General features: G+C 73.3%; 10 protein-coding genes. All 10 read right to left on the bottom strand.

The window, feature by feature from the left end; all coding sequences use genetic code 11:
• Positions 1-1,245: an O-antigen ligase domain-containing protein gene (locus ACIBTU_RS13655; protein ID WP_399126569.1), complete on the bottom strand. Its 1,245-nt coding sequence runs from the start codon at positions 1,243-1,245 to the stop codon at positions 1-3.
• A 1-nt stretch (position 1,246) separates the two neighbouring features.
• On the bottom strand, positions 1,247-2,785 hold the full coding sequence (locus ACIBTU_RS13660) for a right-handed parallel beta-helix repeat-containing protein (protein WP_399126257.1): 1,539 nt from the start codon (positions 2,783-2,785) through the stop codon (positions 1,247-1,249).
• An 8-nt stretch (positions 2,786-2,793) separates the two neighbouring features.
• A complete protein-coding gene (locus ACIBTU_RS13665; protein ID WP_399126258.1) occupies positions 2,794-4,725 on the bottom strand; it encodes an alginate lyase family protein in 1,932 nt (643 codons plus the stop codon).
• Complete coding sequence (locus ACIBTU_RS13670) at positions 4,722-6,893, bottom strand: bi-domain-containing oxidoreductase (protein ID WP_399126259.1); 2,172 nt, start codon at positions 6,891-6,893, stop codon at positions 4,722-4,724. The genes ACIBTU_RS13665 and ACIBTU_RS13670 overlap by 4 nt, the downstream gene beginning before the upstream one ends.
• 54 nt (positions 6,894-6,947) lie before the next feature.
• On the bottom strand, positions 6,948-8,882 hold the full coding sequence (gene asnB, locus ACIBTU_RS13675) for an asparagine synthase (glutamine-hydrolyzing) (protein WP_399126260.1): 1,935 nt from the start codon (positions 8,880-8,882) through the stop codon (positions 6,948-6,950).
• Between the two features lie 2 nt (positions 8,883-8,884).
• The gene (locus ACIBTU_RS13680) at positions 8,885-10,408 is read right to left on the bottom strand and encodes a Wzz/FepE/Etk N-terminal domain-containing protein (protein ID WP_399126261.1); all 1,524 of its coding nucleotides are present in this window, start codon (positions 10,406-10,408) and stop codon (positions 8,885-8,887) included.
• Positions 10,405-11,775, bottom strand: a complete 1,371-nt coding sequence (locus tag ACIBTU_RS13685; protein ID WP_399126263.1) for a Wzz/FepE/Etk N-terminal domain-containing protein — start codon at positions 11,773-11,775, stop codon at positions 10,405-10,407. Before ACIBTU_RS13685 ends, ACIBTU_RS13680 begins: the two co-directional genes overlap by 4 nt.
• Complete coding sequence (locus ACIBTU_RS13690) at positions 11,772-13,034, bottom strand: glycosyltransferase family 4 protein (RefSeq protein WP_399126264.1); 1,263 nt, start codon at positions 13,032-13,034, stop codon at positions 11,772-11,774. The genes ACIBTU_RS13685 and ACIBTU_RS13690 overlap by 4 nt, the downstream gene beginning before the upstream one ends.
• The gene (locus tag ACIBTU_RS13695) at positions 13,024-14,340 is read right to left on the bottom strand and encodes a nucleotide sugar dehydrogenase (protein WP_399126265.1); all 1,317 of its coding nucleotides are present in this window, start codon (positions 14,338-14,340) and stop codon (positions 13,024-13,026) included. Before ACIBTU_RS13695 ends, ACIBTU_RS13690 begins: the two co-directional genes overlap by 11 nt.
• 79 nt (positions 14,341-14,419) lie before the next feature.
• Positions 14,420-15,901 (bottom strand): sugar transferase, encoded by a 1,482-nt coding sequence (locus tag ACIBTU_RS13700; protein WP_399126266.1) that lies wholly within the window; start codon positions 15,899-15,901, stop codon positions 14,420-14,422.
• Positions 15,902-15,928 lie beyond the last annotated feature (27 nt).

Below are 15,928 nucleotides of genomic sequence, written 5' to 3' on the forward strand. Positions count from 1 at the left end.
TCAGGACACCTCCGAACGGCGGGGGGTGAGGCGCGCGGTACGGCGCCGGGGGACGTCGGGCGAGGGCACCGGCGTGCTTCGGACGGGCACCGCCAACAGAGAGGCGGCGACGGCGAGATGCAGCAGGTACGGCGAGGCGTCGCCGAGGCCCGCCTCGGTGTACGAGGCGATCCCGCAGTAGCTGATGAGGAAGATCGCGCAGGCCCGCTGCAGCGACGGCGGCCGCAGCAGCGCGACCCCGCCGAGCACGAGGATGACGGCCGCGACGAGACTCACCCCGATCAGGCCCTGCTCGTTGTAGACCGCCAGCCAGCTGTTGTCGATCGGCAGCCCGCCGTACGACTTGTCGCCGAGGCCCACGCCGAACACCTGCTGCCCGGTGGTCCGGGGCGCGGAGAGCAGCGCGTCCCAGACCTTGGCCCGGCCGGTCAGACTGGAGAAGTTCTCCTCCGTCTGGCCGCGCAGGAACCAGGACTGGAGCGCGGAGGCGAACGCGACGGCGGCGACCGTCGCGCAGACCACGGCCCAGCCGAAGAACCGCCGGGCGGCCGCACTGGTCAGGAACAGCGAGCCGATCGCCAGGACGAGCCCGAGGATCAGGCCGAGCGTCGCCGTACGGGTGTGGGTCAGCGCGAGCAGCACGAGGGACGGCACGATGACGACCACCGCGCTCGCCCGGTCCGTCCTGCGCCCGATCACCAGCAGCACGGTCAGCCCGATGATCACCGCCGCGTACTGCCCGATCTGCGGCGGCGTGAGCGGCCACAGCGCGCCGACGAGCCGGCCCCCGTACAGGTCGGGCAGGGCGGCCCCCGGCGAGACGGCGAGACCGGCCGCGACCGAGCCGAGGACGAAGAAGTACATCCGGATGTGGTGCCGGACGAAGGTCAGGCCGCCGTCCCACCAGCGGCTCAGCAGCCACAGCGTGCTGACGAACAGCGCGAGGCGGGCGCAGCGGAACAGCGCGCCGAAGCCGGACTCCAGGTTCACGCTCGCGACGACGCTCGCCACGACCAGCAGCGTCAGCAGCAGCAGGTAGGCGCTGGGCCGCACGCGCAGCCGCAGGTTGACCGCGAGCGCCAGCGCGAACGCGCCGACCAGCGCGCCCATCGTGACGACCTGGATGACCGAGCGGGGCAGCGGGACGATCGTCTTCGCCCCGGCGGAGCCCAGCGTGTTGAGGACGAGGAGTCCCCACACCACCCCGACGGTGCGGGGCGTGCGTATCGCGGCGGCGCCGTCCATCTCAGTCACCGTCCCGTACGCGCAGCGTGCTGCCCGCGTCCTGCCGGTACGGCCCCGCCTGCCACTCCTTGAAGTCGAGCGTCCGGCTCGGGTCGTGGGCGACGAAGCTCCACGGACCGCGGTAGTCGTTGTCGTACCAGCGGTTGTGCTGCTTGCCGGTGATCGCCTCGGCCACCTTCTCGCCCTTGTACGGGGACCAGTCGGGATAGGTGCCGTAGTTGGCGAGGACGGCCATGCGGCCGCACTCCGCCTTGCACTTGACGACGTCCGGGTCGAGCACGAAGCGGTTGTCGTGGATGTCGACCCGCTGGGTCTTCCACCGGCAGTCGGAGTACAGCGGCTCCTTCGTGATCGCGGGCCGCGCACAGCGCGAGGTCTTCGGCACGAGCAGGGTGCAGTCGCCGGACGAGGTGTTGGCCGGGCTGTTGCAGAACCGGTCGGCGTTCTCCCACAGGGTGATCCCCGACCAGTTGTCCTCCAGCACGTTCCCGTAGATCTCGATCTTGTCGGTGCGGGCCGGGACCCGGGGCTCGCCGCCCGACTCGGACAGATAGACCGTCGCGAACGGGAAGCTGTCGCCCTCGTCGGCCCGCTCGCGGCCCTCGACCCAGTTGTTGCGCCGGATCGTGTTGTTCCGGACGACCGCGTTGTAGCTCGTCTCGTAGATCAGGGCGGCGCCGTCGTTCGCCTCGAGCACGTTGTCCTCGATGCGGAAGTCGTTGTTGTTCGTGTCCGCCCACAGACCGGTGCCGCGGTTGTCGTGCACCCAGTTGCCCCGCACGTCGGCGCCGTCCACGGCCCAGAACTTGATGCCGCCGGTGCAGCCGCAGCCCTCCCGCTTCTTCTCCCAGTCGCCCGTGTTGTTGCCGACGATCTCGTTGCCCTCGACGACCAGCCCCTTGATCCGGCCCTTCGACTTGTAGGCGTTCATGCCGTACTGGCCGTTGTCCCGCAGGCAGTTGGAGCGCACCCGCTGGCGGGCCCCGGCCATCAGACCGGCGCCGGTGTTCCGCTGGATCGTGGAGTGCTCGATCACCCACCCGTCGCCCGAGTCGTGGTTGACCACACCCTCGTCCGGCGGCGCCACGAAGCCCTGCACGGTGAGATGGCTGATCGTCACGTCGGCGGCGGTGCCGGCGAACGCGTACTGGTTCTTCTTCCCGCCGTCGAACACCGCGCCCGGCGCCCCCACGAAGCGGTCCCCCTTCTTGGGGACGACCTGCGCGAAGCGGTCCGGGTCCAGCCGGTGCACGCCGGGCCGCAGCCAGAACGTCGTGTTCGGCGGGCTCTTCTTCGTCTTCGCCGCCAGGTCGCCGACCACCTTCGGGTCGACGGTGACCGCGCCCTCGGGAGCCTTGTCGGGTCCGTCCGCCGGGGCGGCGCACACCCGGGCCACGGTCGTGGCCGGCACCCCCGAAGTGGTGGGCGCGCCGCCCGGCTTCGCCGACGCGTCCGGCGAGCTCGTGCACCCGGCCGTGGCCGGCAGGACCAGCGCCAGCGCTGCCGCCGCCCACGCCCAGTGCCTCCTCTTGATCGCCACGCGCCCCCCTAGCCGCGGAATCCGAGCACGGTGGTGAAACCCTCCGCGCCGTCGGTGGATCCGGTCCCGACGAGCGTCGTGGCGGGCTCCTTGCGCCCGAACCCGGCGGAGTACCAGCCGAGCGGCGGTGCGCTCTCGCCGCGGTGCGCCCGCCAGGTCAGCCGCCCCGGCAGGTCGAGCACGGCGCGACGGTCCTCGCCGTCGCGCGTCCAGGTGAGCACGGCGCGGTTCCCCTCCAGTGCGGCGGTGATCTCGGGGCCGAGGTGGAACGCCAGGCGCACGTCCCGGCGCGGGCCGCCGCGCACCTCGTCGACGATCGTCAACTCCTGTGTGTCCTCGCCCAGTTCGACGCTGCGCCGGTGCACGGACCCCTCGTAGCCCTCGTGCTCGGCGCACCACTCGGACGCCGTCGCGCGCAGCACGCGGCTCGTCGCGTGCCGGGTCCACAGGAACGGGCCGCCGGATCCCGACTGGTCGGCGCCGTCCAGCTCCAGCGTGTTGTGGCCGAGCGTCGAGCGGAAGTAGCTCCGCCACTCGGGCTGGCCGTGGTAGCAGTACGTGCCCGGGTCGGCGAGCACGTCGACGCCCTGGTGGCGGACCTCGACCGACAGCGCGTCCGCGTGGGCGTGCGCGGCGATGGACAGGAAGCCGTGCGGCCCCCCGTCGCACCGGCACCAGATCCCGTCCGGGCCGCGCAGCACGGTCAGACCCGCGTCCGCGAAGTGGACCGGCCGGTGCTCGGGCCGGGCCACGGCGGGCGCACCGGGCCGCAGCAGCGCGGTGAGCAGCGGGGTGCGCACATCGGTGCCGGTCACCTCGGGCCACCAGTCGAGCCGGCCGAACACGACGGCCCCGGTGGCGAGCAGCGAGCCCCAGCGGCCGGTGTCCGCGCCGTCGAGCACCAGACCGTGCCCGTCGTCCGCGTCGCCCTGGCGCGGGGGCCGCAGCCGCTCGTCCACGACGGCCGCGAGCGCGTCCGTCATCCGCAGCAGCACGAGTCTGGTCGTCGCGGGGACCGGCACACCCGCCGCGTCCGCCTCGGCCACCGCCGCCAGACCGAGTTCGAGGACGAGCCCGTGGTACTCGGTGGCCAGCTCCCTGTTGAGCCCCGAGCCGAACGTGTTGGCCCGCAGCTGCCGGTCGAGCAGGCGCAGCGCGTCCGTGCGCCACCGCGCCGAGGACGGGAACCAGTCGAAGGCGCAGGCCGCGGCGAGCTGCCCGGCGGCCTCCGCGATCACGTGGTTGTTCGCCGACGAGCCCCGGCTCGGGAACGCCGCGAGCCAGCGCTGGTGGTGCCAGATCTGCTCGCGCGCCACCGGGTCGTGCTCGAACAGCGCGGGCGCGCCCGCCCAGCCGTCCAGCAGCCGGCGCACCCACACCCACGACAGGAGCCGGATGCCCAGCTCGATGCCGCTGACCCAGTGCACCCCGCGCAGCGGCGCGTTGCCCGCCCACCACGACCGCAGGTGCTCCGCCACGCGCTCGGCGTACCGCTCGTCGCCGGTCAGCGCGTACGCGGCGGCCAGCACCGTCAGGTGGTGGTGCCGGGACAGCTCCCAGATCTGCTTGATGTCACCGACCGCGTCCTCGTCCCGGTACGGCACGTCGAACGCGTAGCCCGAAGGAGCCCGGCGCCCGGTCTTCGGGTCGAACCGCCAGTCCGGGGCCGCGAGGTCCTCGCGGACCACGCCGAAGAACTCGGCGTGCCCGTCCATCAGCCGGTCCGCCTCGGCGACGAGCCGCTTCACGGCGTCCGGCGCCACGTCGGCGAGCGCCTTGGCGGGCAGCGCGGCGGTGAACCGGGCCCCGGTCACGGCCGGGGCCTCGGGCGGCGCCGACCGCCACCGCCGCCGGCGCACCGTGTCGCCGACCCGGCCCGCGACCTCCCGCGGGTCCATCCGGGACAGCCGCCGCAGGTACCAGCCCGCGCTCATCGTCATGGCTGCCTCGCCAGCGTCACCGGCGCGCCGGCGGCCAGGCCGGCCCGTACGGCGAGGGTGGCCGCCGTCGTGGCGACGAGGGACTCCAGCGGCACCGGCATCGGCCCGCCGGAGCGCACGGCCCGGACGAACGCGGCCAGTTCGGCCTCCTGCCCCTTGTCCCGCGCCTTCGGCAGCCGCGAACTGACCCACCGCTTGCGTCCGTAGACCGAGGCCCGCACGAAGTCGTCGAGGCGCAGCACCTTGCCGTCCGCGACCAGGTCCAGGGTCTCCTTGGGGAAGCCCGGGGCGCCCGTCGTGACGTAGCTGATCGTGGCGGTCGAGCCGTCCGGGTACCGCAGCGCCACCTGGAGGTCCTCCTCGCCGGAGGAGGCCGTCGCGTACACGGACACCGGGTCGGCGCCGAGCAGCCAGCTCGCCGTGTCGACGAAGTGCCCGCCCTCGCCCGCGAACCGGGACCCCTCCGTGCCCTGCCGCAGGTACCAGCTGCCGTGGTCGAGCCGGCCCGCGTTCACGAGATAGCGCAGGCTCGCCGGGCCCGTCCGCTCCCCGAACCGCTGCCGGGCCTCCTGCAGCAGGGGAGCGAACCGGCGGTTGAAGCCGACCTGGAGCCGGTCGTTGCCGGACTCCTCGACGGCCTTCAGGACATCGGCCAGCTCCTCCTCGGACAGGGCGAGGGGCTTCTCCACGAACACGGCCTTGCCCGCGAGCAGCGCCCTGCGGGTCAGCTCGGCGTGCGAGCTGTGCCGGGTGACGACGAAGACCGCGTCGATGTCCTGGTCGCCGAGCACCGCGTCCAGGTCCGTCGTCGCCCGGTGGAAGCCGAACTTGTGCTGCGCATTGGCCGCCGACAGCGCCGTCGTGGTGACGACCGTCGACAGCTCGACGCCGTCGCGGCCCGCCAGATGCGGCAGCAGCATCGACGTCGCGTAGTTGCCCGCCCCGACGAACGCCACGCGGACGGGCGTCACGGCGGCCCGCACCGGACTCCGCTTCACGTGCACGGCGGGGACGCTCACCGCCGGGGCCTCGGACTCGCCCGGAGGGTCGGGGTACGCGAACAGCACCGCGACGGCCTTCAGCTCGCCCTCCTTCAGGCTCCGGTACGTCTCGACCGCGTCGGCGAAGTCGGCGACGTGGGAGACGAGGGGCTCCACGTCGACGCGGCCGCGGGCCATGAGGTCGAGGAAGCAGGCCAGGTTGCGGCGCTCGGTCCATCGCACGTAGCCGATCGGGTAGTCCCGCCCCTCCAGCTCGTACTCCGGGTCGTAGCGCCCCGGCCCGTAGCTGCGCGAGAAGCGGACGTCGAGCTCCTTCTCGTAGTACGCGTTCCACGGCAGGTCGAGGCGGCACTTGCCGATGTCGACGACCCGGCCGCGGTCCCGGGCCAGGCGCGCGGCCAGCTCTACCGGCTGGTTGCTGCCGCCGCCGGCCGCCAGATACACCTGGTCCACGCCGTGCCCGTCGGTGAGTTCGGCGACGGCCGCCGCCACGGCCGCCGACTCGGGATCGCCGCAGGCCGCCGCGCCGAGCCGCTCGGCCAGCTCGCAGCGCACCGGGTCCGGGTCGACGCCGACCACGCGGACCCCGGACGCGGTGAGCAGCTGCACCACGAGCTGCCCGATCAGGCCGAGCCCGATGACCAGGGCCGTCTCACCGAGCTGCGGCTCGCCCTGCCGCACGCCCTGGAGCGCGATCGAGCCGACCGTGCCGAACGCGGCGTGCCGCGGCGCGAGACCGTCCGGCACCCGGGAGTACAGGTTCTTCGGCACCCAGTTCAGCTCGGCGTGCAGCGCGTGCTCGTTGCCCGCGCAGGCCACCAGGTCACCGACCGCCACGTCGTCGACCCCCGCGCCGACCTGCTCGACCACCCCGCACAGCGAATAGCCCAGCGGCGTGTAGGAGTCCAGCTTGCCCATCACCTTGCGGTAGGTCGCGGGCACCCCGTTGGTGGCCACGCTCTGCATCACCTTGGCCACCTGGTCGGGGCGCGAGCGGGCCTTGCCCACCATCGACATGCCGGCCTCGGACACCTTCATGAGCTCCGTGCCCGTCGAGATCAGCGAGAAGGCGCTGCGGACCAGCACCCCGCCCGGCTTGCACCCCGGCACCGGCACGTCGAGCAGCGCCAGCTCGCCGCTCTTGTAGTTCTGCACAACCTGCTTCACTCGAAGTCCCCTTGTTTCCAGCCCAGTTGTCGAACAGCGCCCTGCGAGGTCCTGCTAAGCGGCCAGGTGCGAGTCCTTCCCCGCACCGGTGGTCGCGCTCCGGTACCAGTGCTCCAGCGTCAGCACGTGCCACAGGTGCTTGGAGTGGTCCCGCTGCCCCGAGGCGTCCTCGGCGACCAGTCGCTGCAACGCCTCACGGCGCAGGAACCCGGAGCGCACCAGCTCCCCGTCGTGCACCACCTCGCGCACCAGCGGCGCCAGATCCCGGCTCATCCAGGCCCGCAGCGGCGCGCTGAACAGGCCCTTGGGCCGGTACACGATCTCCCGCGGCAGGATCGAGGTCGCCGCCTCCTTGAGCGCCGCCTTGCCCTGCCGGCCCACGATCTTGCGGTCGCCGGGCACCGCGAACGCCGCCTTCACGACCTCCACGTCCACGTACGGCACCCGCACCTCGGTCGACGCGGCCATGCTGGAGCGGTCCGTGTACGCCAGGTTGAGACCCGGCAGGAACATCCGGGCGTCGCCCAGGCACATGCGGTTCACGAAGTCGTCGAGCTCGTTGTCCCGGTACACGTCCGCGTGCTCGGTCAGCACGTCCTCGACCGTCCCGGCCAGGTCCGGATCGACGAGGTCGAGCAGCTCGCCCCGGTCGTACATCGTGTAGCTGCGCCGGAACGCGGTCTCCTCCGGCAGCTCCGCGAAGGACAGGAACCGCTTCGCGAAGCGCACCGAGCGCAGACCCCGGCGGGACGTGGCGACCGGCAGCCGGTCCACGACCGCCGACACCCCGCGCCGCACCGGCCGCGGCACCCGCTGGTAGCGCAGCGCCAGCAGGTTCGCCAGATGCTTGCGGTACCCGGCGAACAGCTCGTCGGCCCCCATCCCGGACAGCATCACCTTGACCCCGGCCTCCCGGGCGGCCGAGCAGATCAGATACGTGTTGATCGCGGCGGGGTCACCGATCGGCTCGTCCAGGTGGTACGTCATCCGGGGCAGCAGGTCCAGCACGTCCGGGGCGATCTCGATCTCGTGCAGATCGACCCCGAACCGGCCCGCGACCTGCCGGGCGTAGCGCAGATCGTCCGGCATGGCCTCGAAGCGGGCGTCCTCGGCACGGAACCCGATCGTGTAGGCCGAGATCCCCGGCTGGTGCCGGGCCGCGAGCGCGGTCAGCCAGCTGGAGTCCAGGCCCCCGGACAGGAACGTCGCCACCGGCACGTCGGACAGCAGATGGCGCCGCGTCGACTCCTCCACGATCGCGGCCAGATCCGGGAGTTCACCGCTGCGGGCCCGCTCCTGGCCCTCGGCGGCGACCTCCTTGAGGTGCCAGTACCGGCCGCGCTCCGTACGCCCGTCGGGCCGCACCCGCAGCCAGCTCCCCGGCGGCAGCTTCTCCGCCTCGCGGAACGCGCACCGCGAGTCCGGCACCCAGTAGTAGAGCAGCGAGGCGACGAGCGCCCCGGGGTCCACCTCCAGGGAGCCGCCGGTCGCCGCGGCGAGCGCCTTCAGCTCGGAGGCGAACACCAGGCCCTCGCCGCGCCGCAGCAGGAACAGCGGTTTGATGCCCAACTGGTCGCGGGCCAGCACCAGTTCACCCGTGCGCTCGTCGAAGACGCCGAACGCGAACATGCCGCGCAGCCGGGGCAGACAGTCCGTGCCCCAGCGCCGCCACGCCTCCAGGAGCACCTCGGTGTCGGAGGTGCCGCGGAACCGCACCCCGCCGGCCGCCAGCTCCGCCCGCAGCTCCGGCGCGTTGTACAGCTCGCCGTTGTACGTGAGCACGAGGCCGTCCGAGACCATCGGCTGGGCCCCGGTCTCGGACAGGTCGATGATGGACAGCCGGCGGTGCCCGAGATGCACCTCGCCGTCACCGACCGGATGGCTGTACCGGCCCGAACCGTCCGGACCGCGGTGGGCGAGCGTGTCGGTGAGCCGGTCGGTCACGAGCTTCCCGTCCGGCCACCGGTACGTCCCTGCGATGCCACACATGCCTAGCGCGCCTCCTGGTCGTTGTCCGGGACCCGTGCGGCCCACATGGGCGCGGCCCGCTCGGCCCGCCGCCGGCCGGCCCCGTTCTGCCGGGCCGTCCGCTCGCCGCGGCCGCGCAGCGCCGTGTGCAGCCCGTCCCACAGCGTGCCGTCGGTCCGGTCCTTCGGATCGGGGTCGACGAGCACCACACCGAGCACCGGTATCCGCTGGTCGGCGAGCTGCCGCGCCACGGTGTGCAGCCAGGCGGCGCTGCCGTGCCCGGCCCGCACCACGAGCACGGTCTGCGTGCCCAGGTACTGGAGGTCGGTCCACGCCGTGCCGGGCGCCACCGAGCCGACTCCGATCCGGCGCATCCCGTCCGGCACGTTCGCCGCCCGCTCGCCGCTCACCACGGTCGGCTCGCCCGGCTTCTGCCGCCGGCTCGCGAGCTGGAGCCCCGGCTGCCCGTCGACGATGACCACCGGCCCGTCCTGCGCCAGCCGGTCGGCGAGGTCCAGGGCGATGACACCCGTGCCGCGCGCGCAGCCCAGTTCGAGCAGCGACACCGGCTCCGCCGCGTCCCGCGCAGCGCGGGCCAGGGCCGTCGTGAGCCGTTCGCGGGCCGCGCGGGTGCGGCGGCGCTGCCACCGGCGGCCGGTGCGACGGGGCAGCTCCGCGATGACCGAGGCGCCCAGATGCGCCGCGACGTCCCGGCGCAGCACCGGCCGGTCCGCGACCACGGTGCCGACCGCGGCGAGAGCGAGACCGAGGACGAGCCCGAGGACGAGACCGATCGCGCCGCTCGTCGCGACGGCCTTCGGCAGGGAGTGCCGCACCGCGCGCGGCGCGTCCACGATCTGCGTCCCGGCGACGAGCCGGGGCGTGCCCATGCGGGCCTCCTCGGCGCGCTGGTCGAAGTCGGCGATCCGCGAGTTGAGTTCGGCGCGGCGGGCGAAGAGCGACTCCAGGCTCGCCGACGCCTTCGGGTCGCTGTCCGGCGAGCGGTCACCGATGGTCCGGTTGACCTCCTCCAGCTCGGTCCGCATGCGGTCCCGCTGGTCGGTCAGCGCCTTGGCCTCGGCCTGCGCGGTGTCCCGCATCCGCCGTACGTGGTCCGCGATGAACGCGTCGGCCAGCGCCCGGGCCCCGGCCACCGCCTCCGCGTCCGAGCCGGCCTTCACGTCGATCTGCAGGACGTTGTTGGTCAGGCCGGTGCCCCGGTAGTCCCGCATGAAGTCCTCGGGCTTCTCCGTCGACCCGAGCGCCTTCAGGGCCGCGTTCGCGATCCGGGTGGTGCCCAGCACCTCCACGTCGGTGCGGATCAGCGTCCCGGTGTCGTTCGGCTGGTCCTCCGCGTGCGCGACCAGGACCTTCGTCGCGGCGCTCGGCGACGGCGGCAGCAGCACCGCCACCGCCGCGCCGAGCAGCAGCCCGAACAGGGCCAGGGAGGCCCACAGGCGGCGGCGCCTGCGCACCGACACCACGAGCCCCTGAAGATCCAGGAGGACCGTGGTCTCGTTCGCCTCCGTCGTCGTGCTCGTCGTCACGCCGAACCTCCCGTCGCGTGGTGGCGAACCGTGAGCGCCACGGTGGCGTCGTCCGCGGGCCCGTGTCCGGCCGCCCGCGCCGGACCGCCCCGGACCGCGCCGGCGACGACGACGCCGACGACCTCGTGCCCGCCGTCCGCGCAGGCCCCGGTGATGCCCGCGAGCTCCTCCGCGGTGCGGCTACCCGGACTGAGCACGACGACGGCGCCGGACTCCAGGTCGGCGTCCGGCACCATCGGCCGGTCCACCGCCACCTCGACCACTCGCAGCACGGGATCGCCCTTGGCCTCGGCCGCGAGCTGGCCCGCGGCCCGGTGGGCGATCTCGTCGCCGTCCGGCACGACGAGCAGCAGCCGCCGCGCGGTGGGCAGTTGCTCCCGCAGCCGGGCGCACACCCGCCGGTAGCGGATCCGCCGCCCGGCCTCGTCGCCGGAGCGCTGCGGGGCCGGCAGGTCCCAGCGGACGTCCGTGCCGAGCAGCCGCCGCACCAGCGCCCGCGCGCCGCGCTCCCGGGGCTGTCGCGCGGGCCGGTCACCCGCCACGTCGACGGTGCCGAGGAGCACCGAGCCCAGCGCGGCGGTGATGTCCTCCTCGGTGCGCAGCCGCCGGTTCACCCGCCCGGAGGCGAGGTGGCCGACGATCGCGAGCAGGAGGAACAGCAGCGCCCCGGCCGCCACCAACTGCACCCGGGTCGGGGGCGCCTCGCTCGTCGGCCGGGCCGCGGGGCCCATGACGACCATGCCGGCCTTCTCGTTCGCCGGGTCGGCCTGGTCCAGCTTCGTCATCGCCTCTTCCAGCGAGGTGCGCAGCTTCTCCAGCGCGGTACGGGCCTGGACGCTCTCCACGGTCCGGCCGGGGTCGGCCGAGTTCGCCAGCTCCGTGATGCGGCGGTTGGTCTCGGCCACCTTCCGGCGCAGCGCCTCCGGACCGTTCGCCGGCTGGGCGTCGGAGCCGCCGCCGGCCAGCCGCGCGGCGAACTTCACGAACTGCTGGGCCGTCGTGTCGGCGAGCCGCTGCGCGTGGCGCGGGGTGTCGGAGGTGCCGGAGATCGTGATGATGTTGCCGTCGGCGGCCTCGGCACTCACCCGCTTGCGCAGCTCCTCGCCGCTGACGTCGCTCCAGCCGAGCTCGTCGGCGGTGCGGTCGACGACCGCCGAACTCGTTGCGACGTCCACCTGGGTCAGCAGCTCCCGCTCCTCCCACTGCCCGGGCAGCAGGACGGACGCCGACGCCGTGTAGCGCGGCGGGAACACCACCGAGGTGCCGTAGCCGACCAGCGCGCCCAGCAGGGTGAGGACGGCGAGCAGCCGCCAGCGCCGCCGGAGGATCCGCCCGACGGTGGCCAGGCGCAGCGTGTCGTCGTTCAACGGCGTGGCCTCCGTCCGATGCGGGGCGCGCGGCGCTTGCGGCAGGCGGCGGCGTACGCGGAGAGCAGCGAGGCCTGCGAGTTGCTCCAGGCCAGCGGACCGCCGATGCGCTCCTGTCCGATCTTGCCCATCCGGGCCCGCTCGTCCGGATCGTCGAGGAGCCGCGCGATCAGCCCCGCGAACGCGGACTCGTCGTCGCCGGACGCGTAGAGCGCGGCCTCACCGGCGGAGACCCGCGCCTCGCGCAGGTCGAAGGACACGATCGGCCGGCCCATCGCCATGTACTCCAGGACCTTGTTCATGGTCGACACGTCGTTGAGCGGATTGCACGGGTCGGGGGAGAGGCACACGTCCGCGGTGGACAGGTACCGCACCAGGTCGGCGTCCGGGATCCGCCCGGTGAACTCCACCTGCTCCTCGAGCCCGAGCTCCCGGGACAGCTCCACCATCGCGTCGAAGGCGTCACCGGACCCGACGAACACCGCGTGCCAGTCGGTCCGCCCGCGCTCGTCCCGCAGCTTCGCGAGCGCCCGCAGCGCGTAGTCGACACCGTCCTGCGGGCCCATCACGCCCAGGTAGCACAGCAGATGGGGCTTGCCGCGCTTCAGCTCCGGCTCGGGCGGCACCGGCTGGAAGCGGTCGGTCTGCGGCGCGCTGCGCACCACGAACACGTCCTCGGGCCGCTGCCCGCCGCGGCGCACCGCGACGTCCCGGTAGGACTCGTTCGTGGCGAGCACGATGTCCGCGGCCCGGTAGGTCAGCCGCTCCAGGCCGAGCACGGCGCGGTACAGCAGGTCCTCGCCGCGGCCGAAGCGGGAGAGGTACAGCTCGGGCACCAGGTCGTGCTGGTCGAAGACGAACTGGGCGCCGCGCCGCTTGAGCATCAGGGCGGGCAGGAACAGCAGGTCGGGCGGGTTGCAGGCGTGCACGACGTGCACCGGGCCGACCTTGCGGGCCAGCCGCGCCGTGTGCCACAGCGCCGAGCCGTACTCGCGCAGATAGCCGGACGGTCCGCCGGTGGCCGCGCGCAGCGGGTAGCGGTGGATCCGGATCCCGTCGATCACCGCCTCCGGCTCGGTGTCGCGCCTGCTGCCCTGCGGGCAGATGACGTCCACCGTCCAGCCCGCGTCGCGCAGCGTCGTGCACTCCTGCCACACCCGCCGGTCGAACGGCACCGAGAGGTTCTCCACGAGGATGAGCGCGCGCCTGCCGTGGCCGCCGCGGGCGGCCGCTTCCTCGTACGACGTGTCACCAGGCAAGGCCCATGTACCCCGGTTCGGCCCGGCGCGCCTCGGCGTCGGGGAGGCGGACGAGATCGACGATCGCCGGGCCGCCGCCGTGCGGCAGCGCGGCGAGGACGGCGGGGTCGCGGGTCCCCACGAGGCACACCTCGGCGTGCTCGAGGACCTCGTCGACGGAGTCGGCGAGGAGCTGCGCGAGGTGCGGCAGCCGCCCCTCGATGTACTCCCGGTTGGCGCCGATCAGCCGGGACAGGCTCACGTTGGCGTCGTAGATCTTCAGCTCGTAGCCCTTGCCGAAGAGGCGCTCGGCCAGCTCGACGAGGGGGCTCTCGCGCAGGTCGTCGGTGCCGGGTTTGAAGGACAGCCCGAACAGGCCCACCTTGCGCTTGCCGGTGCGCTCGACCAGCTCCACCGCCCGTTGCAGGTGCGCGGAGTTGGAGGTCAGCACGTGCGCGAGGATGGGGACGGAGACGTCGGCCCGCTGCGCCGCGTGGACCAGGCTGCGCAGGTCCTTGGGCAGGCAGGAGCCGCCGAAGGCGAATCCGGGCCGCAGGTAGGCGGGGCTGATGTTCAGCTTGCGGTCGGCGAGGAAGACGTCCATGACCTGGTGCGAGTCGACGCCGAGCGCCTGGCACACCGCGCCCAGTTCGTTCGCGAAGCCGATCTTGAGGCCGTGGAAGGAGTTGTCCGCGTACTTGATCGCCTCGGCGACCGGGATCTGGACGCGGAACACGTCGCCGGGCAGGCCCTTGTAGAGCTCCGCGACCGCGTCGCCGCTCGCCGGGTCGAGTTCGCCGATGACCGTCTTGGGCGGGTCGAAGAAGTCCCGCACGCTGGTGCCCTCGCGCAGGAACTCGGGGTTGACCGCGACCCCGAAGTCCACCCCGGCGGTGCCGCCGACGTTCTTCTCCAGGATCGGGACCAGCAGGTCGAGGCAGGTGCCCGGGAGCATCGTGCTGCGGAACACGACGGTCTGCCGGCCGCCGCGCTCGGCGAGCGCCGCGCCGATCTCCTCGGTGACCCGCTCCAGATAGGTGGTGCACAGACTGCCGTTGGGCTCCGAGGGCGTGCCGACGCAGATCAGCGATATCTCGCTGTCGCGGATCGCCTCGCGGACGTCACGGGTGGCGCGCAGGGCGCCGCTCCGTACGACCTCGGCGGTGAGCTCGCCGATGCGTTCCTCGACGACCGGCGCACGGCCGCCGTTGACCAGGTCGACCTTCGTCTGGTTGACGTCGACCCCGATGACCTCGTGCCCCATGCTGGCCAGGCACGCGGCCGACACGCAGCCCACGTAGCCGAGCCCGAACACACTGACTCTCATGACGCGTCCTTCCCCCCTAGCAGGCCCCCTCGGCCTGCGGTCCGTACGCCGGTCGGACGGCGCCGCCGCCCCGCGCGCATCAGTAGGCCCCCTGGCCCTGGAGCACCGCCCGCAGCGTCTTCCACAAGATCACTGTGTCGAGGGCGAGCGACCAGTCCTCCACGTACCGCAGGTCGAGGCGCACGGCCTCCTCCCACGGGAGGTCACTGCGTCCGCTGATCTGCCACAGGCCGGTGAGCCCGGGCTTGACCAGCAGCCGCCGCCGGATGTCCGGTCCGTACGCCGCGGACTCCTCCGGCAGGGGAGGCCGCGGTCCGACGAGCGACATCGATCCGGTGAGCACGTTGAACAGCTGCGGGAGCTCGTCGATCGAGTACCGGCGCAGCACCGTGCCCACCCGCGTCACCCGCGGATCCCGGTGCATCTTGAACAGCAGCCCCGCGCCCTCGTTCAGACCGGCGAGATCCGCCCGGGCCCGGTGCGCCCCGGCGACCATGGTGCGGAACTTGAGGATGGTGAACTCGCGGCCGTCCTTGCCGACCCGGCGCTGGCGGTAGAACGCCCCGCCCCGGCTGTCGACCAGGACCAGCAGCGCGACCAGCACCATCAGCGGCGCGAACAGCAGCAGCAGGATCGCGGCGCCCAGCCGGTCGACGACCTCCTTGACCGCCCGCCGGCCCCCCGTGAAGGTCGGCATGCTGACCCGCAGCAGGGGGATCCCGAGCACCGCGTCGACATGCAGCCGCGGTCCCGCCACCTCCATCAGCACCGGGGCCACGACCATCTCGGTGTCGCTGCCCTCCAGGTTCCACGCCAGGCGCTGCAGCCGGTCCGGTGACCAGTGCGGGTCCGGGGTGACGGCGACGACCCGGTAGCCGCTGCGGCACACGTGCCCGGCGACGTCCGCGAGCCGGCCGACGACCGGTACGCCGTCCACCTGGTGGCCCTCGAGCCCGAGCCCGTCCGTCGTGCACACGGCCGCCACCTGCCAGCCGATGTGCGGGAACTTACGGGTGCGGTTGATCAGGTCGCGCACGGTGGTGAGGCTCCCGGCGGCGAGCACCGGGCGCAGGCATCTGCCCTCCTTGCGCTGCTTGTGCAGCCACAGGCGCAGCAGATACCGCTCGGTCATGGTGACCAGCGCCGTCGCCGGGATCGCGACGAAGATCCAGAGTTTGATGTTCCTCGAGGTCAGCGCGATGCCGCCGAGGGCCAGGACGACGGTCGCCGTGAACAGCGAGCGCCCGAGCCTGCGGAACTCCTCGGCGCCCTGTCCGAGCACCGCCGGGGCCCAGGCCCGGCTCACGGTGAACGCTCCCAGGACGAGGAGCCAGGTGCCGAAGGCGAGGATGCCCCACTTCTCGTGCCAGTTGGCCGCGTCCCGGGCCCCGAAGAAGTTGCCTATCGACGCCACCACCACGGCCGTGGCCACGGTGTCGCCGGTTATCACGGTGCGGCGGTAGCGCTGTTCCCAGTCGTTCGTCGTCCGGCCGAACGCGTCGTGCGTCAGCGCGTCCCGCGCTGACGGCAAGGCGCTGCCGACAGTTCCCCCCTGCCACACAGAACCCCCCAGGTTCCCAGTGGTTGT

It is taken from the genome of Streptomyces sp. NPDC050145, from assembly GCF_044460245.1.
In the GTDB taxonomy this organism is placed as follows: domain Bacteria; phylum Actinomycetota; class Actinomycetes; order Streptomycetales; family Streptomycetaceae; genus Streptomyces.

Excerpts from the sequence above, each read along its gene's own strand:
- ACIBTU_RS13655 (WP_399126569.1), bottom strand. The coding sequence starts at position 1,245 with ATGGACGGCGCCGCCGCGATACGCACGCCCCGCACCGTCGGGGTGGTG.
- ACIBTU_RS13665 (WP_399126258.1), bottom strand. The coding sequence starts at position 4,725 with ATGACGATGAGCGCGGGCTGGTACCTGCGGCGGCTGTCCCGGATGGAC.
- asnB (WP_399126260.1), bottom strand. The coding sequence starts at position 8,882 with ATGTGTGGCATCGCAGGGACGTACCGGTGGCCGGACGGGAAGCTCGTG.
- ACIBTU_RS13695 (WP_399126265.1), bottom strand. The coding sequence starts at position 14,340 with ATGAGAGTCAGTGTGTTCGGGCTCGGCTACGTGGGCTGCGTGTCGGCC.